Origin of the sequence: Geobacillus sp. FSL K6-0789, assembly GCF_038593135.1 — a bacterium.
Taxonomy (GTDB): Bacteria; Bacillota; Bacilli; order Bacillales; family Anoxybacillaceae; genus Geobacillus; species Geobacillus stearothermophilus.
In genome coordinates this window covers 1,326,812-1,351,011 of record NZ_CP151966.1, presented here as the reverse complement: position 1 = coordinate 1,351,011, position 24,200 = coordinate 1,326,812, and the positions used below count along the sequence as shown (strand labels likewise).

Here is a 24,200-nt window from a genome sequence, read left to right as displayed (position 1 = left end):
TACATGGTAATTATTGTTATGAAAATTGCTCATCTACAGTCTATTTTATAAGCGGTTTGACGGGAGCTTTCCTTTGTTTTGTATTTGTTTCTATCGGATTTTACTCTTTTCCGGCTAGACTTATCCCTATGTCACCGATACCTATCATTGAAATGTTTACGGTCATTCCTTTTTATGTTCTTTTCGGAGTGAGATATAGTCCGTCTAAATGGGGATGGAAGATCCCCTTTTACTGGGGGATGGTTCATATCGCGATGCTTTTAGAAATTTTCGTGTTATTCCCCCAGTTAAGATAATGGATTACAAAGAAAACTGGGATGCTTGGGACTCTTATACATGGTGGTGGATTTATTTGCTTCTTTTTGAGTGGATTGGTGGAAAAATTGTTCCAACTCATTCAAGAAAACCGATACAATCTAAATCTTTTCGCTATGGAAGATGGGGATGGGTTGTCTTCCATTTTATTGTGATTACGACAATATTTTTAGCAGGTGTTTATACAGGATGGAATTTAAAAATGTGAACGATTTCTTACTCCCGTCGAAGAACAGAATTTTTTCTATAATCTGTGGTGCCATGACATGTTTCCGTTTCGCTGCAAATTGTTGAAGAAGCACAAATGAATACGGCATGGGTTCTGTTGGATACTGAACCCATGCCGTAATTTTTTTATGCGTGTCTGCTTGACAGGTGCTCATAATGTTTAGGCTCTCTTCTTTCATTTACCGCACAAGTGCAGCCGGATGTTTTGGCGTGGGCGGGAAAGTGCAAGACATATCCAAGCCCTATGCTTCTAGTTTTTGCGTTTCTCCGTTATAGATATTTAAATCCAATTCTTTAGTGATGCGGCTGGTGACGACACCGGCGGTCATGCTTCCGCTGACATTCAAGGCAGTTCTTCCCATGTCAATCAGCGGCTCTACGGAAATGAGCAATCCTGCTAATGCTACTGGCAGATTCATGGTCGATAACACTAGAATCGCCGCAAACGTAGCACCGCCGCCAACGCCTGCAACCCCAAACGAACTGATGGTGACGACTAGAATAAGCGTCAAAATAAAGGAAAGAGAAGTTGGATCGATGTTAACGGTTGGCGCGATCATCACTGCAAGCATGGCAGGATAAATGCCGGCACAGCCATTTTGCCCAATTGACAGCCCAAATGAGCCGGCAAAGTTGGCGATGCCTTCGGGAACGCCAAGCGCGGTTGTTTGTGCTTTAACATTCAATGGAAGAGTGGCGGCGCTTGAACGAGAAGTGAATGCAAACGACAGTACCGGCAGCACTTTTTTTACGTAAGTAATAGGGTTTAGTCCGGACAACGCTAAAATTAGCAAATGAACGGCAAACATAACGAAAAGTGCAATATAGGAAGCCACGACGAATTTTCCTAGTTTTGCAATAGAGTTGATATCGCTTGTCGCAGTCACTCGGGACATAATGGCTAAAATTCCGTAAGGCGTTAGACGCAGCACTAGCGTGACGATGCGCATGACGATCGCGTACAGGGAATCTACTATTTTTTTGAACATTTCCGCCTGTTCAGGCTGTTTTTTAGCAACTCCTAAATAAGCAATGCCGACAAAGGCGGCGAAAATAACAACCGCTATGGTGGATGTGCTGCGCTGTCCCGTGAAATCTAAAAATGGATTTGCCGGAAGCAGCTCGATTATTTTTTGTGGGAAAGACAGGTTTTGAATTTGTTCATATTTTTGTTCTAACTCCTGCCCACGTATCTGTTCCGCCTCTCCCGAAGGAATGTCCACCGCCTCTAATTGAAAGCCTAATGAGGCCATGATGCCGATAGAAGCAGATATCGCCGTAGTGCCCAATAATAGCCCAATAATGAGCGTGGCGATTTTTCCTAAATTATTAGATATAGAAAGTTTGGTAAACGCCATAACGATAGAAATGAAAACTAATGGCATAACAATCATTTGCAACAGTTTTACATAGCCTGTGCCGACAATGTCAAACCATTGGGTGGACTGCTGGACGATAGCGGAACCAGCCCCATACACTGCCTGCAATGCGAACCCAAAGGCGATTCCGAGTCCAAGAGCAGTAAATACCCGTTTGGAGAAGGAAACGTGTTTCTTTTGCATATAGGCCAGAACACCAATCAATAATAGCAATATAGCAACGTTGAAAATGATTAGGTAAACATTCATCGTCAATCCCTCCTGACACGTAAAATTACTCTAATGATTAAAAACCGATATGTAAAGTGAGCTTTATTTATCGTATGAAAGAGTTTATAGGAAATTGCTAGGTACCGTCAAGAATTTTGTGTAATATAATGGGGGTAGGGTTTCTCTGAAATGGATTTGGAATGAATAGGGAACTATATAGGTGCAATTTGAATCTTTAACATTTGTAGTTTTTACAGAGCGATTGGATCGACTGTCGGGCGACCGAACAACGTCGCTTTCAGACCCATGTATGGATCTGTGAAGCGGGTGGTTGTTCGGTCTTCCGTCACGCTTTAGCGTGACGGAGGCAAGCCATAGGCTTGCCTTCGACAGTCAAAAATGGGCAAACCACTTTTCTGTCAAGGATATGTTAAACTTCTTTGTTGCATCTATCCTGAAAACACCATTTAAGACAAAAAACGGAGCCCACCTAGCCTTCGGAATTTGATTCCAAAGGAGCATTCCCGTTAGGAGCTTTTCCGGGGACTTGATCAAAAAAAGCCCTCTTGGTATGATGCAGGGGTGTCAACCACATCACTCACCATACCAAGGAGGACTTCAGATGAATTGGTAACTATTCACCCCAGTGCTAGTGTATAAAAAAGCCCAGCACAAATAGGGCATTTCGGTCATAGAAAATGCCCTAAGTGGTAGAAAGAACACGATCGAGCGTTTCACCTGTCAACAGAAGACATAACGAATCCCACACGTTTTTTTCGTGTTTCGTCAGTGTGGAAACGATGCTTCTTGCGATGCAAAACGACTGCGCGAATGTTTCTTCGCGAAACGTACCCGAAATGTTCTCTTTGACTTTGACCATGCGAAGATCGCGTTCGGCTTGGTTGTTGTCAAAGGGAACATGTACTTCACGTAAGAAACGCAGCGCTTCTTCCTTTCGTTTTTGAAGGCGTCGAACAAAAGCGAGTGCTTTTTTCGGAAGAGGCGTCATCGTTTCTAATCGGTGTTGTGCTCTTTCTAGGATGCGATCATACACTCGTTCCCACCGTCTCGCTTCTTCTTCGGAAAGTGCACCGTGATGGGCTTCGACGGCTTGCTTGGCGGCTAACAGAAACGTGGTCATGCGCATCGCCCACGTATGCCCCTGTTCGATGAATCCTTTTAACTCACGCAAATGGTGGGCATGACAAAGGGCATGGGTGGCATGTGTGTATTTCGGATACGTACCGAACGCATCATGCATCATCGTCCCTTCATATCGGGGAAGAATCCCGATCTCATCGGTCGCTTTTTTTCCACGAGAAGCGTGAGGAGCCAAGTATGTATATCTCGATGTACACGCGACATGCACCCATGCGAGTTTCCCATTGATGCGCAAACTCGTTTCATCGACATGCAGGATGTTGGATTCAAGTAAGGCGTCTTCGATGATGTCCATATTTGATTCCAGCGCTTCGCGTCCTCGTTTCACCATATTGGCAAGGGTTCCTGTACTAATCGAGTGTTGATATAACGCTTCGATTGTATCACTTAAACGCTTGTACGGGATCAATTGGATATGATGTAAATAAACAACGAGCGCCGTGAGCCGTGGACCGTATTGCACATGATTCGTGACATGGGATGGGAATTCGGCTTGTTGCACGCATCGACAATGTGGACACGATTTCACTTCACGTTCATGTTGTGTCACCTCGATCGCCACAGGAGGGACATCAAACACTTGACGGATATCGACTTTGAACGGTTTGACTTCACGCAAAGAAGCTCCACATCCTTGACACGTATGCACACGGTGGACGACACGATGATGTGGATGTTCCACTTGACGGAGCGTCTTCCCCTCATGTCCCTCTTGCCCACCAGGCTTTTTGCCAGACGGCTCGCGGGAGGAACGCTTTTTCTCAAAACGGTCAGAAGATGGGGGCAAATGGCTATTGGAGCTGTTTTTTTTCGTGCGTGCTTCCAGCTCTTGAACACGGTACTTCAGTTGTTCATTTTCTTTGCGTAGCTGTTTGTTTTCGTGACGCAAATGTTCATTTTCTTGAATGAGTTGATGAATGAGCTGTTTTTGTTGTTGAACTTTGCCGATTAAGCTCTCAACTGTAAATACAGCTTGTTGTACCGTCAACATGCGATTCACCTCCTTGTCTATCAATATTCACATCATAGACAAGGAAAGAAGAAAATATTCAGCTCACTTTATGATGTGGCTGAATAGTTACATGAATTGTACACAAAACTATAAAATTGATCAAGTTACGGAACAAACGCTTGTCGTGGGCATCGATATCGCGAAACGAACCCACTACGCCTGCTTCGTGGATGACCGGGGGCGCGTGCTTCGCAAGTCGTTCCCGATCTTCCAGTCGAAAGAGGGGTTTCAGCAGCTGTATAAAGCGATTCAGGAGGCGATGCAAGCGTTTGGGAAGTCAGAGGTGATCGTCGCGGTGGAGCCGACCGGGCACTACTGGTTGAACCTGGCCTACTTCCTCGAGGAGCACGGGATCCCGTTGGTCATGGTCAACCCGGCGCATGTGTGCCGGTCGAAAGAACTCGATGACAACCTGCCGACGAAACACGACGCCAAAGACGCCCTGGTCATTGCCAGACTGGCAAAAGACGGACGATTCCTCGTTCCCCGGCTGCTGCACGAGATCGAAGCCGATTTGCGCGTGGGAAGCACGCTCAAAGAGAAGCTCCGCAAGGAACAGACGGCGGTGAAAAACGCGATCGTCCGCTGGACGGATCGGTATTTTCCAGAGTTTTGGACCGTGTTTCGTGACTTGGGGAAAACGGCGCTTTCGGTGTTGGAGTGGACGCCGCTTCCGGCTGATATGGCCGGCCGGACGGTGGAGGAGCTTCTTGAGGTGTACCGGCAAAGCGAAGGGATGAAATGCCCGCAGAAGGCCAAAATTCAGGCGTTGATCAACACCGCGAAGGACTCGATTGGGGTGACGGAAGGGACAGCGATGGCCCGGTTTGAGATCGCCGCGCTCGTCCGCCGATACCGCCAATTGGAGGCGGAGATCGCTGCACTGGACGCCGAGTTGAAGGCATTGGTTCAAACGACGATGGAGTACCAATGGTTGAAAACGGTCGACGGGTTGGGAGACGCCACGATCATCGATCTGCTGGCGGAGATCGGCAGCTTCGCCCATTATCGGGACCCGCGCCAATTGGTGAAGTTGGCGGGCCTGACGCTCAAGGAGAACTCCTCCGGCCAGCGCAAAGGGCAAAAGCACATCTCCAAACGGGGACGGAAACGGCTGCGATCGGTGCTGTTTCGGGCGATGATTCCGCTGATTCGGCATAACGAGGCGTTTCGCGAGCTGCATGAGTATTATACGACCCGATCCGTCAATCCGCTGACCGGAAAGCAGTCCATCGTCGCCTTGTGCCGGAAGCTGTTGAATGTGCTGTTTGCGATTTGTACGAAGAAACAAGCGTTTGACGCGGAGCGAATGAAACAGGACGTCTTGTCCCAGGTGCAACGGGCGGCCTAAGGCCTCCCCCTGCGAACGGAAGAATCGTTGGACAACGAGATGACACCGGAGAAGCTGGCGTGATTTTATCCATTCGACCTTGAGTCCCCAAAGGAGCTTGGCCGGCCTCCGCCTGATGACGAGACCGAACGAGGGAATGTTGGCGCGAAGACGCCCGGAGACATGGGAGGGTTCGTCCTCATCAGCGACGCGGAGATCCAAAGGGTGCATCGAATACGCTTCCCCCACGGCAGGAAAATATAACCAGCCGTGGCCGCGAAGCGCACCCTAGGTCTGTAAGATATCCACAAAACTGAAAAAGGATGTAAGAGATTTTGTCGAAAAATATTTTTTGGACACCCCTGAGGGGCCGAAAAGCCTTGATAAATCAACATTTCTAGAGGGAGTGAATATCAAATACGTTTCCCGGCGGCTGGGGCATAAAGATATTGTAACCACTTTACAAACGTACTCGCACATTTTAGATGAGATGGAACAAAAAGAATCCCGGCAGGTCGATCTCGTAATGGAGGAGCTGTACCATGCCAAATAGCCGTGCAAAATTCGTGCAAAATTTTTTCGGATTCTATCGTTTTTTTGGGGATTCCTAAAAAATGAAAAATGACCACAAACGCAGTCATATCAAGGGGTTCGGCAATCTCAACCCGAACGAATCGTATGTAGATGGCGGCCCCGAGAGGATTCGAACCTCCGACGCACGGTTTAGGAAACCGACGCTCTATCCACTGAGCTACGGGGCCATATGGCTCTCCTTTTTCATTCTATCCATCTGCGCCTAAAAATTCAATAGCTGATAGACAAACAAAATCGAAAACTCCACCCCCGATCTCTCCAAAGTTCGCTCTTCGCTCCCAGCAATTTGGATTCGTCGGCTTGGATCGACCCACGTTTTCCCGCGGAACGTTCAAATCGCCTGCCCAAAACGTCTTGCCCGATGCGGAAAAACAGCCACGATCATCTTACCATGACGTCCCGTATTCGTCTGGATTGAGAATCCTATGCACCCTCGCGGCATCATCCTCGACACTCACAAAGTGGTTCGTTTCCTTCGGCCCCAGTCCTCGAACCGCCCCATGAAGACGCCCGATTTTCTCCAGCGTTCCGTTTCCGATGTCCCAGCTGTACACTTCCTCCTTTGCATGATAGCTGTGGCCAAAATACGCATAGTTCCCCCTCACACATACAGCGGTCGATCCGCGCAGCTGCTCGGGTGCTTTGTATCTCCGCACCGTCTTTTTGCAAGGATCCACCTGAATCAGCGAAAAATCGTCGTAAGGAAAAAGCCACAAGGTCGATGATTTTCCTTTGCACATCGCATAGCAGTCCACGATCATTGGACGATCCGTCAGATGGGAATGATACTTGAATGCCGGGGAACCGTCCAATCGAAACAAAACCAATCCTTCCGTCGAAATTCCTTTGCCGAACACGCCTTCATCAAAGTAGCCGATCCAGATCCCTTCTTTTCCAATCGCTATGTCTTCAATCCCATCGCCGCCGCAAAAGGAATGTTGTACATTTCCATGCAGATCTACCAAAAACACATTATGGCTGATTCCGTCACTTCTCGCATCCGCCAGCAAAAAGCGCTCACTGTCGACCCAGCGAATGATGGGAAAGCGAACAGAGACGTCCGGATGAAGAACAGTTCCATTCACGACGCACTCCAACCGCCGACGGCTTCTTTGCACAACGATCCATCCGCACCGATCGCTCCAATCCGCATCGATCAGCCGAATCCCGCTTCGTTCCGACACAATGGAATAGAACGTATAGGTGACGATTTGCAACATTCATCCCCTCTCAAAAACACCATCTTTACAGCCACACACCACCATTGCCCTTGCATTTAGACGCCCCGTCTGCACGGCAACGCGAAGCGATGGGATTCGCCGCAGCCTTGAACCGCTGCTTCCCTGATCGCAGGCAAGACGACCTTCTCCGTCCACCGCCCTTGCAAACACCGCAACTTGATCAGCGTTCTTAGGGAGCACCATCCGCACAACGAACGGTTGGCCGTTTGTCATCATCAACATCCTTGGCGGAATCGTTCCCATCGTGGAAAGGACGGTTCCTCACGGAGGAAACCAACAATAAGGGATATCATTCGTGAACATAAGGCCGAAATCCTGCATGTACGAAAAAATGGAGAGCTGGGGAAAGCTCTCCGTTTTTCGCTTGTGTGTTCCATCCAAGTCAATACGACGAAATCCCTGCCTTGGCATAAAGGCTCAACAAACATCAACTCGCTTAATCGGGAAAACCTCGAGCAACTAGGAAATCGGCCCCAAACGGCTTTTATTCAGGCACATACATTTTCTGCAGCGGAAGCAGCGCTCTCGCATCGCTAGGCATGTTCTCATACCAATGGACAATCAAGTTGACCAGCTCTTCCAAATCAATCAGTTTCACGGAATTATGTTTGGCGACTGCCTCTGCGTGGGACGTAAAACCGCCTGTGGAGACGAACAGGCAATTGGCATCAATCGGGTTGGCTCCGAGAAGCTGCTGGATTTCCGGGGCCGAGGCGGCGCTTTTGCGATGCTTCACTTGCACCTTGATTACAGGTTTTTCAAAGCCAAACGCGTCCTTATAGGCGAGCACATCCACACCGCCGTCAGGGCCTTTCGGGCTTACTTGCACGTTGTACCCCATCGCTTGAAGCAAGCCTGCCACTAAATCTTGCATTTGCCACGGATCAAGCTTGTCCACTTTGTCTTGGATCATCATCAACGCTTTTCCAACAAGGTCTTCGACGATTTCTTCCGTTTCCCCCTCTTCATGTTGAGGTTTTGAGAATGGTTCACTGTGTAAACGCTGCTCGATTTCATCGCCCCATTCGTCCACTCGAAACACCGTCAGCGTCGAACCTAAACTGTTCTTCGCTCCGTCTGACAACGAATCCCTTGGAACTGTCGCATTTTCCCATTTTACCCGGATGATGTTCGGATAATAGGGATGCCCGATGGAGGGATCGTAACGATGCTCTTCTGTCACGGTTCCAACAATGTACTCCCTTTTCTCTTTTGAATATGTGATCACTCGATCGCCCTTTTTGATTTCATGGGCAAACCGCCATACTTGATTCACCCAACTCGTTCTCGATTTTGGTTTTGACTCGGCAAACACTTCATCCGCCTTTCGCTGCAGCTGTTCTTTCGACCGAAAGCGCTTCGGATCGCCCAATCTCGCCCAACCGATCGATGCGATGCCCTTTTCCAGCCAAAGCGGAATCAGTTCATTGCGATCGCCCGCGCGGATCATCCACCATTTTGACATCCAGGTTCCTCCAAATCCTTTTGTTCTGGAAGGCCGGTGATTTAGTGAAAAATCGCGGAAAAACGGACTTTTTTCTCAAATAGAGAAGTCTTGCAAAATCAACGCTTCTCTTTCGACCGAAAACAATGGGTTCGGCGAAATCAGTCGTTTTTCACCAGCCTTCTAGAAGTAAAAACTAAAATGCTTCGTTTTAGCAGTTACCGATCGATACCTTTGAGCAGCGGCAACCATTCAATCATTTCATTGCTTTTCTTCACCAAAATAAATGGAACAATTGCTTATTATAGAAAACGCTTTTATTTATAAGACCAAATTTCCCACACTGTTTTTGTAACTCCCACCAAAACTTGGCTCATACAGGAACCTAAAACCTTGACTTTCCTTTCAACTTTAGAAATAATAACAATGTTACTTGGATGTTTGTTAATGGGGAAGAGATAGTGGATAAAAAGCTTACTTTCCACGATTTGAAAGAACAAGAAAGAGAAGCGAGAAAACAATTGATTATAGATGCAGCTATTCGTCTATTCAGCCAAAAATCTATTTCCAATGTGGGCATGCGTGATATTGCCAAGGAAGCAGGAATATCTCCCGCTTTAATTTATCGTTATTTTAAAGATCGCGATGACTTATTTGTCACAGCTTTTCTATATACATCCAAATTGACATTTTAACCTCTGATTCACACAGCACACCCCATGCGGCGTAACACCTCATCTGGATGTTGTAAGACGTACTGTTCAAAGCGAGTAATGGATTGGGCAATGTCATTTTGATTCTTGTGAAAAATGTTGACAATCACTTCATCTTTCAACCACTTCCACAGCCGTTCAATCGGATTTAACTGTGGAGAATGCGGTGGCAAAGAGATGAAATGAAAAGCATCGCCTTCCTCGCCATCAAGAAAGGCTTGCACCATCTTGGCATGATGAATACGCGCATTGTCCAACACAAGCACGAGGAATCGGTCCGTATATTTCTCTTTCAATCGGCGCAAAAAGTCGAGGAACGTTTCGGCATTGGCGGATGATGCGCGATGAAATACCACATCGCCTTGTTGAACATCGACGGCGCCAAAAATAGAAACGTGGGCGTGGTGACCGTAGCTCGGCACGTGTTTTTGATTTCCTACTTCTGCCCATGTCGTACGTAGCGCTTGATAGGCGCGAACATGTGTCTCATCCACATAAAACATGGTAACATTCCCGGTAATTAGTTTTTTTTTATAAATTCAAGTTCTCTTTGAAAAGCAGCTTGACGCTTAGCGTCTCCTTTGACGAGCTTATACGTCGGGCGTGTCCATGACAAACGCAAACGATGCAACAACTTGCGAATCCCTTCCCGTGACATGGAAACACCATAGGTTTGTTGAATGTAAGATTGTAAAATGCGCGTATTCCATGACGAAGAAATGCCCCAGCCGACATCCACAGGGGTGGTGGTTAACACGAGTTGTCTAATTTCTTGTTGTTGTTCTTCCGTAAGAAATGGCACGCGACCAGGCGGCAACCGACGATCGAGTAGATGATCGAGCCCACCTTGATTAAAACGTGCAACGTAGAGGACAACCGATTGACGGCATACGTTGATCATTTTCGCGACATCTTTACCGAGGTGATCTTCCATGACAAGACGAACAGCGGTCACCCGAACGCGAAGAGAAGCATCTTTGATTTTCCGTTCTTGTTTCCGAAGTGTTCAAGGCGTCCAGCCGTGATCATTTGTAATTTTAAGACGTTTCATGTCCTTTCCGCTCCTTTTACACATGAGTATTTAGGAGCAGTATAGCCATGAAAAAAGGTGCTCATACAGAAGTCATCGTTTTAAGGTGCATGTATATAGAATACCGCAGCATTCGAACAGCGTTTTTGCTGTATATGTTGTTCCGTCTGCTTTTGCTTCGTTCGAATCATTTGTGCGTGCCGCTTTTTCATTTCTTTTTCTTGCTTTTTGTCTTTGACAAGTGCTGTTTCTATTCAAACATATAATGTAGTTAAGCAAGCTACAGAACTACCCATCCTTCATTTATAATACGTCTCGCAGCATTTCTTATCCCATTATAACTAATTCCTGAATCCGTGACAGAAGTGTATCAAAAATGCTGGGAAACCCAATCGTGTCGAGACTTCGACTCCATTTCGAATGTTCACCTATTAGGTGAAGAACCCCGAGTGCAATATTTTGTTGATTGATCCAGTTTTCTTGGCAGCTTTGAACGCGTCTTTATCACGGATTCAGGTAATTCTCCCATTACCAAAAAAAGGAGTGGAAAGCATCAAAATAGATCTTTCATTGCTAAAAGTAATTTTATAAAGTGTATATTGCTCATGTTGAAAATTCCAAGTACTACCCGTGGTGCTAGATAAACTTGATCAAGCATAAAAATAGCCCTTGCTGGCGGATCTCCAGTAGAATGAAAGTGTCACCCAACATTCGAAAGGAGAGATCCCCCATGCAAGAGCACTTTCATTTTACTACAGATCCAGCCAAACTTCAAAAACAATATGCCGCTATTTTCTGTTTTGTTTCTGCCCAACTGTCGTTGATTCAAATGTATCTTCATCGCCGCAACCGTCACTTGGTCAAGCAAGAAGACGAAGTGGTCATGGCGGTTCACCTTTTGGGGAAGTTGCTGGGCTTTTCTTCCGAACGAGCCTGGCATCGTTTTGTCACGGGAAATTTGTTCACAAATGGCTCGTTTCTTGAACGCTCCCGATACAACCGCCGCTGCCGGGCGCTTGGTTTCGCCATCAAATGGATCCGTCATGAGCTGGCGAAACGTGGCCAACACCATGCTTATGCGGTCGTCGACAGCTTGCCTCTTCCGTTGTGCCATCCCGTGAGAATGCAGCGCGTCAAGCGATTTCGAGGGATCGCGGATATGGGGTATTGTGCTTCCAAAAAGCAATGGTACTACGGTTTCAAGCTGCATCTTCAAGTGACCAATCAAGGGCTGGCCATGGGCTATGTCGTGACGGAAGCGTCCTGCCACGACGTCAAAGCCGCTGAAACGGTGATGACTCAAATCCCTCATCCCTACAACTTTGGGGACAAAGGGTACATCAGCCACGCTCTTCGAGAAAAGCTGTACGAAGAACACCAAGTCGCGTTCTGGACACCGTCTCGACACAATCAAAAGCACGGCCCATCCAAGGCATGGGAAGAATGGATCCAAAAAAAACGCAAAGTCATCGAGACGGTGTTTTCGATTCTCGTAGACCAATACCGGATCACCGACATTCGAGCGAATTCCATGGCCGGGTTTGAAGTGGCACTCGATGGCATCTTGTTGGCTTATTCCTTGGTCACACTAGGGCTGGTTGAGCGCTGACGCTCAACTAGCACCACGGGTCAAGTACTAACCATTTCAATCGTCGAAGAGAAATAGTTTAGCATCATTTCAGTGAGCGTTCGATCATAAGATACGAGGAGCTTTACATTTTGATTTTCAATAATTGTTTTACGAATAAGGGAAAGTCTGTTGTTGGCTACTTCATCATAATAATCATTTACAGAATTCCAAATAGATTCATAAGGTTTTATGCTTTTTTTAGACGGCTTGGGCAATGGCATCATTTCGCCAAGAAAATGATTGGAACTTTCTCTCCCTAATTGCTTAGTATAAAAAATGTAATCGTTAATATTTTCAACAGTTGCGTCCCTTCCTTCGATCTCCAAAATAAAAGCCGCTATATAGCGCCAAACATTAGGACCTGTCCATGATGATAACGATATATTGTACAAATCTTCCCAAACATGCCGAAAATCCATTTGAAGATGAAACTTTGAGCGAATCTCTAAACTTTGTTCAAGTGTTTTCGTACGGTGTCTCCATATTTCTGCCCCGCCTTCTTCAACCCCAATAAACCAAACCGGTGCATTGACATTTCCGTAGCCAAGCCAATTATACAAACATGAACGAACCAATCTCTCAAAAGAAGTCGAGGTTTCCTGCCTTATTTCGTTACTGTCATGGTTCAAATTTTCGCCAGTTTGTATCATTTCAGCCCTTTTCCCTGACATAGACATCATGGCAATCTCAATCACTTCCCTTAACTGCTCTTCAGAAAAATCTGCAATGTTTATCCATCCTCGTCGATCAACGTTATATCCTTTTTTCTTTATGATTTCACTATCTATATACTTGCCATTTACATATCCATTTCCACTAGGTGATAACTCCCTAGCTAATATTTTCCCTCTTTGCAAGCTTTCTGGATAAACATAATTTACTCGATTGTTACTTATAGGCTTTTCTTGTAATTGCTTAAATGACCGAAAAATAGCTTTCTTATGCTCAAAGCTCAGCATGTTCATTCCTCTCCCCCCATATCTTTAATACGATGCTCCTTGGCCAGCGATTCCCGATTCACGGGAAAAAAGCAGGGCTTGCCATATCTTCGCCGTAAGCAGTGTGAAATGGCAATTATACTCTATCGTGTTCATTTTAAAACTCCCAAATAACTAAATTCTTTTGTACCAGGCAGTTTTCTGCAATAACCGTTTTCTCTTTCGCCGTTTCTCCATTTATCCAACTCCGCTAGACGGAATATTACCATCCGAAGAGACATTTCTATTTTGATCCCTACGCACCGCCCTCCTCAGTCTGTCAACTGTTTTAATTTCCCTAATTCCAGTTTATCTGTCACAAACGATGCAACTCATCAAACACCCTATCCTTAATGTTCGTTGATGTAATGGATAGTGAACTACCCCCACTTAATTTTCTAGCGAAAATTTGAAGTGGGGGCTTCCAAAGAAGTTTGACTGCTTCAAGCAATCCTTATTCTTTGAGGCGTGTCCACTTCGCCGCTAGAGCATAAGACACTCAGGTCTACAGCTTTACTTTTCTTTAAGATGTTTAATGCGCCATTGACATCAGCATTCATTAGTTTGCCAGACTTTGTTCGATACAAGCCGCGCTTAATACGTTTGCCGCTGAACTTATATTCTTTTGGATTGTCGGCATTATATTCAGGAATCTCATCGCCGTCAAAAAAGCTGGCTTGAGACGTATAGGATTCTTCCTGTTTCAAGAATTCAATGCCGTAAAATTTACAAAGATATTCTAGTTTTTCTTTTATGTTACCGAGAGGAATATTGACAAAGTTTTGATTTGTCTTTTTTCCTAGATTCATATTGCGTTGCCATGTTTCCGCATAGCCAATGACAAGTTTGCCAATTTGATTTTCAATACAGTAGTTAATGATGTAACGGCAAGTCTTGTTGATATAATCATTCACTTTATTATTGCGATTCATAGCAAGCAAAGCCTGTTTACGAGTGGTGCCTTTGATTTTTTGCTTATCTTTTATGCTTTGAAGTCTGGCATTTTCTTTGTTAAACCATTGATTTATACTTTTTAATCTCCGCCCATCAATGATGAATGATCTGCCGTCTGATGTGACACAAGTGGCAACATTGTTTAATCCTAAATCAATTGCCAGTGCTTTTTGGTCATTTAATTCTCTTTGATCTTCAGGCATTTCATATTTGTACTGAATCTCAAAGAACCTGGCATGATGCTTAGGAATGATTTCAATCTGCTTAATCTTTTTGTCCAGTAACACAGGCGGAATCGTTATCGTGATAGGCTTGTGAGTCTTTTTAAATAGGCGAGAATACGGTATCGTGAATTTGTTGCCGTCTATACGAATCTGGCCAATGATCAGTGAATGAAAGCCATCTTTTTTAAGCACGAGTGTTGATTATCCAAAATTAGACATACGCCTTCCATAAATTTGGGCATACTCAAACAAAGCAGCGGCCATCCCGGATTTCCAATCGAGAGGAAGCTGCCCAGAGAAAAAACGGCGAACAAACGAAATGAAGGAAAGAGAGACGTTCGTCCGTTTTTTGGTTTGATCATACAGCCATCGCAGCAACACATACGCGATGAACGCCGCAAACAGTTGGTTGTATACCGCATTTTCCGTCGTGCCAAACAAGGTCGGGACATTCAGATATTGCTTCACCCAACGGAAAAAGATCTCAACAGTCCAACGTTGTTGGTACATGTCGGCAATGGTTTCCGCAGACGCATGGAAGAGGTTCGTCACGACCCGAATGTCGCGGCCATTCGCATCTCGAAAGATCACTACCCGGTGACGCTTGGTGGAGCGGTATTGTTTCGTTCCCAACTGGCACGTGAAGTCGGCTTGAACCGATGAAGATGCGCTCGGAAGGCGGTTCAAGCTTTTTTTCTGATGAAGTTCGATGTTGTCCTTCATCCGAATGACAAAGAGCTGATGCTGCTCCACAAATCGATCGAGGCGTTCGATTTTGAAATACGCCCGGTCTTCCACCAGCACTTGTTGAGCGTTCGTCAACTGTTCTCCCACCGGGCCATCATGACGCAGTCCGATGGTTTCCACCACGTCTGCCGGCAACGAGGATTCCGGCGAATACGCGACGTGCAGCTTCACTCCGGCGCGTTCGCCGTGATACGGAGCCCATGGGAGGCGGTTTTTCCCGACCGTGACGGTCGTCGAATCCACCACCCGAAGCGGTTTGGGAAACCGAAGCGAACGGCGGGTTTGGCGGTTGCACTTGGAAATGATCAACGCCAACAAGCGTTTCATGATGTCATAGGGAACTTCTTTCGCTTTCTTGGATACAGTTGAATAATGGAATCGCGGCAATCCATACAGAGGCCCCACATCGGCTCCGTGGCGAAAGCTTTTCCATTGATGCATGGCGGCCAGCAGGAAGAAGTGAATCAACTCGCGCAACGTAAAGGTTCGAGACGAATCACGATACCCAACCGCTTCGGCAATCAGTTGAATCTCTTCATCCGAAACAAGTTTTTGCATCAAATTCGGGAGTGTGGTATGCTTGTTCATAGAGAGCACCTCCTGGGTTTGTTTGTGTTGCTACTCACATTCTACAGGAAAGGTGCTCTTTTTTCTATACCCTTTGGATTTTATTGGATAATCAACACGCCTGTTTTTTAAGATATTTTGGAATACTGATAGCCTTGTGGTCATATTTTCCTTGTTTGGCAAGACTGATCAAACCAAAGAAAGATTTAAAGGCTTCATTGACCTTTTTTAAAATTTGCTGTGCCATGTTGCTGTTTAACAGCTTATAGTTTTCGTTAGTTTTTGCAAGATGATAGTTTTTCTCATAATTAAGAAATTCCTTGTGTTCAAAATAGTATTGTCTGACATTGTACAATCCGACGTTGTACATGTTCTTGGCAATATGGCACAGTTCTCGAAGAGTCAAGTATTCTTCTTTGGTCAAACCATTTAGCTGTTGTTTGATACAAAAATACATTTTTTCACCTCCCATCTAACTATAGGTATTGTCAAAAGTTTATCCTCCACACTCACGGTTTTCCCTTGAGTTTCAACGGTTGGAAGAAAAAAAGCTTGCCACCCCCGTTGTTTTCGGCCATCATTGAGGTAACGACACCCAACAGCCAAAACAAAGGAGTGACAAGCTTTGTTACCTCAATTATTAGCCTATTTGCTCGAAATAATCAAGACCCAATATCAAATCATTGTGTATTTGATGGGTGTGATCGTGGGAAAATCCTTGAATCTCGAGGACTTGGACGAACCCATCCAAAAGCCGTACCGGAAACTTCAGGTCGATGACCTTCCGATCATCGATGTGCCGGAAACCCTTGATTACCGAAAGCTGTTGGCAGACTATGAAGCCCAGCACGGACGTCCTTTACGGCCCATCCAGCGCCGCGCGAATGCGAAACACCGTGTTCCGGATTCGTTGACCTGCCCTCGCTGCCAGGCTCCCTCTTCTTACCTGTACGCCAATAACGGCGGAAAAGGGCAATACCAATGCAAAGTGTGCCAGTGCCGGTTCAACCACCGAAATCGGTTCACCAAGCAAGCGGTCTTTCGCTGCCCGCACTGCAAAAAGACGCTGGAAAAAATCAAGGAACGCAAAGAATACAACATCTATAAGTGCAAGAACAACGCTTGCCCGTTTTACCAGGCCAACCTTCGCCGGATGACGAAGAAGGAGCGCCAACAGTTTCAACAGGATCCTCAAGCCTTCAAGGTGCGGTATTTGTTTCGAGAGTTCTTGTTTGACTTTCTCCCGTTGGCTTCCTCGTCGCTCATCAAGCCGAAGGTCGATTTGTCCCGGCTGGCTGCGTCGCCGCACGTGTTGGGGCTCGTGTTGACGTACTACGTCAACTTTGGGATGTCCTCGAGGGAGACCGCCGCCGCCATGAAGGACATCCATGGCGTCTCGATCTCCCATCAGACGGTGCTCAACTACGCCAACAGCGTCGCGCTTTGGATCAAGCCCTTTGTCGACCGGTTCCCGTATGAGCTGTCCGGTTCGTTTTGCGGGGACGAGACGTATATTCGCGTCAAAGGGCGCTGGCATTACCTGTTCTTTATGTTTGACGCCGTCAAAAAGATCGTGCTGTCGTATCGCGTCTCGCCCAACCGGGACACGCTCTCGGCCATCAAGGCCATCGATGATGTCCTCAGGAAGCTAGCGTCCCTCCCAGACGACTTGTCGTTCGTCGTGGATGGCAACCCGATTTATCTGCTGGCGCAACACTTCTTCGCCCAACACGGGATTTCATTTGACGTCCGCCAAGTGATCGGGCTGACCAATGAGGATCCGGTCTCGGAAGAGTTTCGCCCTCTCAAGCAGATCATCGAGCGATTCAACCGGACCTTTAAAGGCAACTACCGCCCGACCCATGGGTTTGGTGCGGAAGAAGGCTCGGTGTCCTTTGTGACGCTGTTTGTGGCGTATTTCAACTTTCTGCGCCCACACAGCGCGCTCGAAGGCCGGGTGCCGGTCGTCATCCCGGAACTGGCGGATCTTCCGCATATGCCGGCCCGGTGGACGAAGCTGATCGCCATGGCACAAGCGTTTCTCCAACAAGAGGCGGCCTGACTTTTTTGTCCTCTGGAGCCCGTTGAACAGAACTCCTGCCGGATTCGGCGAAGCGAACCCTTGACCAACCGAACACCGCCAAAGGTAAAATTCGGTCATGGCAAGGGCGGCTTTCTTATTGCCTTCTTTTTTGTCCCCGTCGCCCTTGACGACTCTTCCGCACCTTTGGCGGGTGTTGGTCAAGGGCGAATCCGGCCCTCCGCATGCCCCACGATGCTCAATGGGATGATCTGTGTGGAGTTTTCATAGAACTTTTGACGCTACCTAACTATATGATACTATATTTTACTGAATCTATCCTATTTTCAGCAAAATATAGTTAAGGCGATTCTTCTCCCACTTACTCCGCTTCGCTTCGTTGAAGTGGGAGTCTTCTCGCCTAATTAAGATAAAAGATTGAATGAACCAGCCTTGATACTCGCGGTCAGATTTCTGACGTAAAAATTGTGGGATCACCGGAACAAATCCACATTCAACCGATTGACGGTCCAATTCCGCCAACAGTTTATCGACACTCTCGTACGTTTTTCGCACAATCTCAAAAGCGTTTTTTATGTTCTCTCGTATACTAACGGAATTCATAATACCACTCCTTTTCAATACGATTGGCACTTAAATGAAAAAATTGTTCATCTGTATAAAAATGAAAGTAGGAGCAGTGGTCAACTAAAGGACAAGCAAGGCTTTGAAAGTTTTGAAAACGATCAAATCCCTTTTTTCTCAATAAAGCAGTCAAATCTTTCAGCATTAACCTTTCAAACTCATTCAATGTTTCATTTTTTTGCACGTACACCAATTGATGGAACACTTCTTGCCACGATAAATATCCGAAATGAACACCGCTTGGCAGTTTTCTGTCTTCCATCACCTTTTTAGCCATCATATTCACTTCTGGTTCCGTTCCTAATAAGAGCAAAAACTTTGGCGTCTGTCCTTTACCGTTTAATAAATCGCTTGCTTCTCGCTCCAATTGATCATCTGATGATAAAGGGCTATGATATTTCACTTCGATTCCTATGGTCAAATGATCCAATTCCAGCAAAACATCGATTTCACTTCTTTCCCCCTTGACCCAAAAATTAACTTTATCCCCTATAAACTCGTCTTTTTGCGCCGCCAAACCGTTTATGAACACCGTTTGATCAGTTTGAGAAAAAAATACGGCCTTGCTGAAAATCGGCTGAATCCCTTTGGGAAAAGGGAGATAACGCAACGTGCCAAATACGTTCGCTGTCAGCTGATCCTCAAGCCGCTCGCTTAAATTCGAACCGTCTGATGATATTTTTCCATGTATTTCAGCTAACAAACTTTCTCCCCCCTGTCTGTGCCCATACATTCGACAAGTGACAGGATCCGCGTGCAACGAAGCTTCTCCTGTCGCACTCTAATTTTTTAATTGCTTCTCATAACACTTCTTCATCACAACAGATAAATCCGGGTTAATCAAGTCTTGCCCGAGACGTTTTCGTTCCTGACACAGCTTTTCTTCGATAGGTGACAACAGACACTAAAACTATTTCTCTCAACTATATACGTCCCCAACATGAACGGCTACATATCGGAACTCGCCATGTTTATCTTGGTTGATAGTAGAATAATGATGCCATTTCAATTGATATCTCCCTTTAATAAAGATCGGCGCATCACGGTTTTTTTTCGTCCCTGCTGATGCACGTTCCTGCCATTTTAACTCCCCGGTGATGATCCGGTTTTCATGAATGCGAAACTCGCAGTCCACCGTATTTGGTCGCATCGGCTCGGTCCAATACAAATGGTCATTCGTTAGCAGCACAACGATCCCGTATACATTCCTTCTCCCCATTGTTATTCGTTCTAACTTTTCCACTTGCGCCAAAAAATCATAACGACCCTGATCCTGAGCACCGTGGTGCTTCAATTCAATCGTTTGCCCGTTTTGCTTTATCGTGACCCGAGCGAGCTTGTTCATTAAACAAATCGCGTATTGGCGCCCGCTTTCCGGTTCTTCCACCCACAAATCGATCAGATAATCATGAAAGCGTTTGTTCTCCTCGACGCGGAATTTTTCTTGAAGCTGAAATTTTAATGACTGTTTAAACGCTTCTTTTGAAGCAAAAAATCGATACTTTTGCGATAGGCGTTCCAATTCCTCGTGAATAGAAAACATCATTTTCCTCCTTCCCTTATCTATAGTTGCTGCCCAAACGGCCGTGTTGCAAGTTCAGCCAATCGACTGCGTAAACTTGCATTTCGGGTAATTATTGCAACCTTTAAATGTTCCGTATTTCCCTTTCCGAACGATTAGAACACCGCCACATTTTGGACAACGGTTTTGCTGTATATGTTGTTCCGTCTGCTTTTGCTTCGTTCGAATCGTTTGCACGTGCCGCTTTTTCATTTCTTTTTCTTGTGTCTTATCTTTGGCAAGCACTGTTTCTAATTTTTGAGCTAAACGTTCCTTTGTTTCCCTATCGATCACTTTTGTTTGATGTTGCTCGAGCACTTGTTTCAATTGTTTCGGATAAACCACATAAGCATGGGCAAAATGAGCATTTGATTTAAACTTTGCCCGCGTCAAAAACACGACAACCGAGTGAATCGGAATATGCGCAAACTCCTCCCCAAGCCAGCCTCTTAACGCCTTGATATGCCCTTTGTTCTGCAAAATAGGATTAAGAAATTTTTCTTTTCGTTTATAAATGACTTGCGTCCAATATTTTGACGTTTCATCTCCGAAAATCCAGCCGCTGTAATTTTTCGTTTCGATGACAAACAGTCCTTGATCGGAAAGGATAACATGATCAATTTGCGAAGTTGAACCGTCTTGTTTTGGAATATACAGGTTATGAAAAGCTTTGTATTTTCCGGATGATGTTGCTTCTATATTTTTAATTGCTTTACGGACTTTATATTCTCCATACGATCCAATCCATTCGGCTTCTTTTGACTTGATCCATCTTGCCAATAAGGCAAGCAAACATAAAAGAAGCAGTGTATAGAAAAGATTCACGTTCATCTGCCCCCCTCCCTTTTCACATCCCCCATACCACTTTACAGATTACCTAGGCGATTTCGTTCAATTTTGATCGTGTTATCTTTCCCGTCCAACATATCAGCACGCTTGCTGCCGTAAATGCGCAGCCATGGGGAGCCTTTGACTGCTTTCACGGCCAGCCGCGCCGTTCCGCGAACTTGTTCTTTTTCGATATCCACGCATTCGAGAAATTCGTCCCAGTAGACGATGGCAATGACTTGATTGTAGTCGCTTAATTGCTTCTGGCTGCAAATAAAGGCAAAGATAAATTCTTTTGGTTCATCACCAAAAGTTGTACTTGCACCTGTCATGAAAGTATGTTAGCTGTTTCTAGCCGAACCCGCAATGCAAAACGCTGGATATTTCTGTATCCGTATCCCCGACGTTTCATCAGCTTGATCTTGTTATTTGTTCCCTCCATTTTCCCATTTGAATAAGGGGATAAAATGCACGATATGATTTCGTCTGTTCGTTTGACGAGTGATTTTGCGATGGCGCGAACAGCAGAACAAGGACAAAACAAATACCGATGAACCCAGGCGTTCAAACGACGTTTCGCCTGTTGCTCATCTTTGCTTTTGAACACATAGCGAACATGTTGGAGCGATTGGTAAACAGACTTTAAGTAATCGCTTTCATTACACCATTCTCGTATGATTTGACGTTCTTCCTCCGTCAATTTCTCTGGACATTGGCTCAATAAACGGCAAACGTAACGAACATTTCCATGTTTCTTGCCTCCTTTGCCCAAATATTTGCGACAACGTTCTAAAGCATCGGTAAACAGCTGAATGACATGGAAATAGTCGACGACATGTGTCGCCTCTGGGCAAACCCGTTGAATCGCTTTTTTCATCGCTGGAGCCAAGTCACTCACGACATACTGAACGGAACGAGACACATGAGCCAATGCACGCCCAATGGCTTCCTCGTTCTTTCCTGCTTCCATGGCATACACTTCTCCCGTTTCGGCATCCATGATCGCCACTCCATAGTCGTGCCCTTTTCGAAACGCAAACTCATCGACACAAACCGCCTTTGGTTGGACGTCATTCGATAGGAAGGAAGGGGCATGGGTATAAAACCATCGTTCAACGGTCGTGTAAGGAAACTTGAGCATACGAGCCACCGCCTGAATGGATGTTCCGATGCAAGATTGCGCGACCCATCGCTGAAACGCATCCGTCGCCACACTTCGCGGAGAGATGGCTGGATACGACGTGCTGAACGTCACGCCACACGTGCTACAACGTCTGCGCTCGATAGGAAGTTCGATCCAAAAAATCCCTATTCGCTGAGCATAGCCATGCATCCATTGCTTCTTTTTGACTGTCATTTTGATCGTGCGCTTCAAGCAGACAGGACATAACGGGCATTGTTCGGGTAGAGAAAGTTCGAAAATCCAACGTTCCCCTTCTTTCCGCACCTTTTGAATCAAAACATCTGGTAAATCGATGAGTTCTTTGATAAACTGAGAGTACATGCGAATTTTCCTCCATGGTTTGGTTTGGTCACCTTTACCATACAGGAAAATTCGCATTTTTTGTACCCTCTATTTCCTCTATGCACACCTACCTTAAATGATCAAGTACAACTTGTGGTGAAGAGCCATTCTTTTTCCTTGTTGTTTTCCTGATGAATCTTAGTAATTTCTTCGATCTCATTGTCGCTAAACGAAAAAGACCAAGTGAAATCCTTGGAACCTGATGGAGTGGTATTGTACTTCGTATAAATGATATAACTCGCTTTATTCGTCGTGACTTCGTATATTTGCCGGTTATCGTTTTCTTTTTCAAACAGTGCAGGCGCCAGCCCCCCATTAACCAGCGCAGAAAGCAACGCCCCGTAATAGTAATCGGCTTTGCAAATCGTTGTCATCATGATCCCCTTCCTTATTCCTAAACCAAAAATCTCATTTAATTCGATTGTACCAATATTTGTAGAAAAACGTTGTCGAATATTGTAAAATCATTTGCAAATTTCCTATGCATAATTAACTAATATACCGTCTGAAAACTCAGGCAATCGAAACAAAAAAGCTACCCCATCAGCTTAGGGCAGCTTTCTCCTTTAGCGGGTAACAACAGGTACCAGGCCAATACATATTCGGGAAAAAGCGAAGAATAAAACCATTAAAAAACGCTGTGCCATCTATTTATTTAAACAAGCGGTCGTGGTCAATCGTTATACATTTCACTCCACATGCAAAATATCGTTTGAAATCTCTTTATTTCCTCCCATAATGTATACGTTCTCGCTCTCTGTTAAATTCTTCATGCAACTTCCCTTGTTCGTATTCCATCAAATAATTTAATGTCTGCTCAATGGTTGCTATTTTCATTGTTATTAATATATCGGAAGAAGTATCCTCGTCATCTAATAATGTTCTCTTGTATCTCTCCAGTTCCAAAAGGCGCTCCATTATTTCTTTAAATCCTCTAATGGTCTTTTCATCCTTGTAAATAAAATCACGTTCGAGCAGATGCCAAGTACTGTCTCTTCCTACTCTTCTTTTACCCTTTTATGAACTTCTTCTTCCGTTAGGTCAAATATATATGCAATATCGGCAATGCTCATTCCTTTTGCAATCATTTTTCGCATCATTTCTCGCTCTTTTTGCTTAGCTCCTTCACGTTTTCCCTTTTTTTCATACGAAATCAACAATTCCAACACTTGCTCTTTTTCTTTCGTTTCCATTTGATTCACCTCGTTTCGCAATCGTTGTTCTTCTTCATCCGACAATTTCACATATGTTTCAAAAAAACCCATTAACAGCCTCTGCTTTGCTTCATCCAGCTCTAAACGAACTAACATGCGTAAAAACTGTTTTTTCAATTCGATTCGTTCACTTTCAGTATAACCCATTTTGCTTAACAGCGCAGCGGCGATCGGGTTGTCAATGCGAATGTAGTTGCGCCAATTTTGTTTGCGTAGTTCGATGGTGAAAAAGCGGAAGTGAAGGATGTTGCCAAAAGGAAGTTGAAGCGTAAACGAAGAGGGTTCGTCGCGGATGGCATCGTAGCTGAAAACGGCAATCGGAACGACATTCGTGCGGTATTTCTCAAACAAGCGGCTGAAGTAAATGAACATCCGTTCCGGAAACGACGGCTGCACGTAGCTTTGATTTTCAATATGGACGATGATCAGCCCGTTTTCCCCTTTTAATTTCGTTTCGACTAACAAATCGACGCGATACTTCTCCCCTGCCGTTACATCGGTGAACAGTTCTTCGGATAAAAAGGACAAATGCTGAAAATCAATATACTCGTACATTTCGGGGAAAAAGAGAAGGATAAACTCTTCAAAAAATGCTTGGATCAACTCTTTGAACAAGCGGTCATGGTCAACAGCCATACATTCACCTCACAT

Annotated in this window: 17 protein-coding genes, 1 tRNA gene and 6 pseudogenes; 6 read left to right on the top strand and 18 right to left on the bottom strand. The window is 45.4% G+C overall.

The features are described 5' to 3' along the window. The first annotated feature begins 208 nt into the window (after nucleotides 1–208). Nucleotides 209–523 (top strand): hypothetical protein, encoded by a 315-nt coding sequence (locus NSQ51_RS06970; protein ID WP_147432157.1) that lies wholly within the window; start codon nucleotides 209–211, stop codon nucleotides 521–523. Nucleotides 524–785: 262 nt separating this feature from the next. Here NSQ51_RS06970 and NSQ51_RS06965 read toward each other — a convergent pair whose 3' ends face one another. Beyond that, a complete protein-coding gene (locus NSQ51_RS06965) occupies nucleotides 786–2,171 on the bottom strand; it encodes an L-cystine transporter (RefSeq protein ID WP_049625340.1) in 1,386 nt (461 codons plus the stop codon). Nucleotides 2,172–2,835: 664 nt separating this feature from the next. After that, a complete protein-coding gene (locus NSQ51_RS06960) occupies nucleotides 2,836–4,284 on the bottom strand; it encodes an IS66-like element ISBst12 family transposase (protein WP_342462746.1) in 1,449 nt (482 codons plus the stop codon). 91 nt (nucleotides 4,285–4,375) lie between these two features. Here NSQ51_RS06960 and NSQ51_RS06955 point away from each other — a divergent pair, with 91 nt between their 5' ends. Next, nucleotides 4,376–5,656: an IS110 family transposase gene (locus NSQ51_RS06955; RefSeq protein WP_055358439.1), complete on the top strand. Its 1,281-nt coding sequence runs from the start codon at nucleotides 4,376–4,378 to the stop codon at nucleotides 5,654–5,656. Nucleotides 5,657–6,038: 382 nt separating this feature from the next. Further along, a pseudogene (locus NSQ51_RS06950) lies at nucleotides 6,039–6,188 on the top strand (site-specific integrase); the annotation flags it as partial. A gap of 132 nt (nucleotides 6,189–6,320) precedes the next feature. On the opposite strand, the gene NSQ51_RS06945 reads toward NSQ51_RS06950, so the two are convergent. The 3 genes from NSQ51_RS06945 to NSQ51_RS06935 all read right to left on the bottom strand — a co-directional run bounded on the left by NSQ51_RS06945 (nucleotide 6,321) and on the right by NSQ51_RS06935 (nucleotide 8,935). After that, nucleotides 6,321–6,396, bottom strand: a tRNA-Arg gene (locus NSQ51_RS06945). Between the two features lie 219 nt (nucleotides 6,397–6,615). Continuing rightward, nucleotides 6,616–7,446, bottom strand: a complete 831-nt coding sequence (locus tag NSQ51_RS06940; protein WP_183085386.1) for a TetR family transcriptional regulator — start codon at nucleotides 7,444–7,446, stop codon at nucleotides 6,616–6,618. A 508-nt stretch (nucleotides 7,447–7,954) separates the two neighbouring features. Then, the gene (locus tag NSQ51_RS06935) at nucleotides 7,955–8,935 is read right to left on the bottom strand and encodes a restriction endonuclease (protein ID WP_033015505.1); all 981 of its coding nucleotides are present in this window, start codon (nucleotides 8,933–8,935) and stop codon (nucleotides 7,955–7,957) included. 440 nt (nucleotides 8,936–9,375) lie between these two features. On the opposite strand from NSQ51_RS06935, the gene NSQ51_RS06930 reads away from it, so the two are divergent. Further along, nucleotides 9,376–9,609, top strand: coding sequence for a helix-turn-helix domain-containing protein (locus NSQ51_RS06930; protein ID WP_053093057.1), 234 nt, complete (start codon nucleotides 9,376–9,378; stop codon nucleotides 9,607–9,609). An 8-nt stretch (nucleotides 9,610–9,617) separates the two neighbouring features. Here the strand turns inward: NSQ51_RS06930 and NSQ51_RS06925 are convergent, their stop codons facing one another. Together NSQ51_RS06925 and NSQ51_RS06920 are read right to left on the bottom strand one after the other, a co-directional pair. Further along, on the bottom strand, nucleotides 9,618–10,130 hold the full coding sequence (locus NSQ51_RS06925; protein ID WP_064213688.1) for an IS630 family transposase: 513 nt from the start codon (nucleotides 10,128–10,130) through the stop codon (nucleotides 9,618–9,620). Between the two features lie 17 nt (nucleotides 10,131–10,147). Continuing rightward, nucleotides 10,148–10,678, bottom strand: a pseudogene (locus tag NSQ51_RS06920) (winged helix-turn-helix domain-containing protein). A gap of 709 nt (nucleotides 10,679–11,387) precedes the next feature. Here NSQ51_RS06920 and NSQ51_RS06915 point away from each other — a divergent pair. Further along, nucleotides 11,388–12,266, top strand: coding sequence for an IS982-like element ISGsp1 family transposase (locus tag NSQ51_RS06915; protein WP_014195983.1), 879 nt, complete (start codon nucleotides 11,388–11,390; stop codon nucleotides 12,264–12,266). A 20-nt stretch (nucleotides 12,267–12,286) separates the two neighbouring features. On the opposite strand, the gene NSQ51_RS06910 is transcribed toward NSQ51_RS06915, so the two are convergent. The 4 genes and pseudogenes from NSQ51_RS06910 to NSQ51_RS06895 form a co-directional block, all read right to left on the bottom strand. Next, nucleotides 12,287–13,252 carry a hypothetical protein gene (locus NSQ51_RS06910; protein ID WP_233434113.1) on the bottom strand — a complete coding sequence of 322 codons (966 nt, stop codon included), beginning with the start codon at nucleotides 13,250–13,252 and terminating at the stop codon, nucleotides 12,287–12,289. Between the two features lie 455 nt (nucleotides 13,253–13,707). Next, nucleotides 13,708–14,631, bottom strand: a pseudogene (locus NSQ51_RS06905) (RNA-guided endonuclease TnpB family protein); the annotation flags it as partial. A 12-nt stretch (nucleotides 14,632–14,643) separates the two neighbouring features. Continuing rightward, nucleotides 14,644–15,777 (bottom strand): IS4 family transposase, encoded by a 1,134-nt coding sequence (locus tag NSQ51_RS06900; RefSeq protein ID WP_121678437.1) that lies wholly within the window; start codon nucleotides 15,775–15,777, stop codon nucleotides 14,644–14,646. A gap of 103 nt (nucleotides 15,778–15,880) precedes the next feature. Continuing rightward, nucleotides 15,881–16,213, bottom strand: a pseudogene (locus NSQ51_RS06895) (RNA-guided endonuclease TnpB family protein); the annotation flags it as partial. Between the two features lie 168 nt (nucleotides 16,214–16,381). Between NSQ51_RS06895 and NSQ51_RS06890 the strand changes: the two are divergent. After that, the gene (locus NSQ51_RS06890; protein WP_047817981.1) at nucleotides 16,382–17,818 is read left to right on the top strand and encodes a DDE-type integrase/transposase/recombinase; all 1,437 of its coding nucleotides are present in this window, start codon (nucleotides 16,382–16,384) and stop codon (nucleotides 17,816–17,818) included. Between the two features lie 568 nt (nucleotides 17,819–18,386). Here NSQ51_RS06890 and NSQ51_RS06885 read toward each other — a convergent pair. The 7 genes and pseudogenes from NSQ51_RS06885 to NSQ51_RS06855 form a co-directional block, all read right to left on the bottom strand. Further along, nucleotides 18,387–19,124, bottom strand: a complete 738-nt coding sequence (locus tag NSQ51_RS06885) for a hypothetical protein (RefSeq protein ID WP_049625537.1) — start codon at nucleotides 19,122–19,124, stop codon at nucleotides 18,387–18,389. A 216-nt stretch (nucleotides 19,125–19,340) separates the two neighbouring features. Further along, complete coding sequence (locus NSQ51_RS06880) at nucleotides 19,341–19,964, bottom strand: hypothetical protein (RefSeq protein ID WP_080706524.1); 624 nt, start codon at nucleotides 19,962–19,964, stop codon at nucleotides 19,341–19,343. A 54-nt stretch (nucleotides 19,965–20,018) separates the two neighbouring features. Continuing rightward, entirely contained in the window at nucleotides 20,019–20,813 is a 795-nt protein-coding gene (locus NSQ51_RS06875; protein ID WP_233205242.1) for an NERD domain-containing protein, read from the bottom strand. A gap of 35 nt (nucleotides 20,814–20,848) precedes the next feature. Beyond that, nucleotides 20,849–21,112, bottom strand: a pseudogene (locus tag NSQ51_RS06870) (hypothetical protein); the annotation flags it as partial. Between the two features lie 26 nt (nucleotides 21,113–21,138). Continuing rightward, a complete protein-coding gene (locus tag NSQ51_RS06865) occupies nucleotides 21,139–22,314 on the bottom strand; it encodes an ISL3 family transposase (protein WP_121650175.1) in 1,176 nt (391 codons plus the stop codon). Nucleotides 22,315–22,433: 119 nt separating this feature from the next. Further along, nucleotides 22,434–22,709, bottom strand: a pseudogene (locus tag NSQ51_RS06860) (hypothetical protein); the annotation flags it as partial. 624 nt (nucleotides 22,710–23,333) lie between these two features. Continuing rightward, nucleotides 23,334–24,185 (bottom strand): Rpn family recombination-promoting nuclease/putative transposase, encoded by an 852-nt coding sequence (locus NSQ51_RS06855; protein WP_049625403.1) that lies wholly within the window; start codon nucleotides 24,183–24,185, stop codon nucleotides 23,334–23,336. Nucleotides 24,186–24,200 lie beyond the last annotated feature (15 nt).

Excerpts from the sequence above, each read along its gene's own strand:
- NSQ51_RS06970 (WP_147432157.1), top strand. The coding sequence starts at position 209 with ATGGGGATGGAAGATCCCCTTTTACTGGGGGATGGTTCATATCGCGAT.
- NSQ51_RS06965 (WP_049625340.1), bottom strand. The coding sequence starts at position 2,171 with ATGAATGTTTACCTAATCATTTTCAACGTTGCTATATTGCTATTATTG.
- NSQ51_RS06960 (WP_342462746.1), bottom strand. The coding sequence starts at position 4,284 with ATGTTGACGGTACAACAAGCTGTATTTACAGTTGAGAGCTTAATCGGC.
- NSQ51_RS06955 (WP_055358439.1), top strand. The coding sequence starts at position 4,376 with ATGAATTGTACACAAAACTATAAAATTGATCAAGTTACGGAACAAACG.
- NSQ51_RS06935 (WP_033015505.1), bottom strand. The coding sequence starts at position 8,935 with ATGTCAAAATGGTGGATGATCCGCGCGGGCGATCGCAATGAACTGATT.
- NSQ51_RS06925 (WP_064213688.1), bottom strand. The coding sequence starts at position 10,130 with ATGTTTTATGTGGATGAGACACATGTTCGCGCCTATCAAGCGCTACGT.
- NSQ51_RS06915 (WP_014195983.1), top strand. The coding sequence starts at position 11,388 with ATGCAAGAGCACTTTCATTTTACTACAGATCCAGCCAAACTTCAAAAA.
- NSQ51_RS06910 (WP_233434113.1), bottom strand. The coding sequence starts at position 13,252 with ATGAACATGCTGAGCTTTGAGCATAAGAAAGCTATTTTTCGGTCATTT.
- NSQ51_RS06900 (WP_121678437.1), bottom strand. The coding sequence starts at position 15,777 with ATGAACAAGCATACCACACTCCCGAATTTGATGCAAAAACTTGTTTCG.
- NSQ51_RS06880 (WP_080706524.1), bottom strand. The coding sequence starts at position 19,964 with ATGTTTTCTATTCACGAGGAATTGGAACGCCTATCGCAAAAGTATCGA.
- NSQ51_RS06875 (WP_233205242.1), bottom strand. The coding sequence starts at position 20,813 with ATGAACGTGAATCTTTTCTATACACTGCTTCTTTTATGTTTGCTTGCC.
- NSQ51_RS06865 (WP_121650175.1), bottom strand. The coding sequence starts at position 22,314 with ATGTACTCTCAGTTTATCAAAGAACTCATCGATTTACCAGATGTTTTG.
- NSQ51_RS06855 (WP_049625403.1), bottom strand. The coding sequence starts at position 24,185 with ATGGCTGTTGACCATGACCGCTTGTTCAAAGAGTTGATCCAAGCATTT.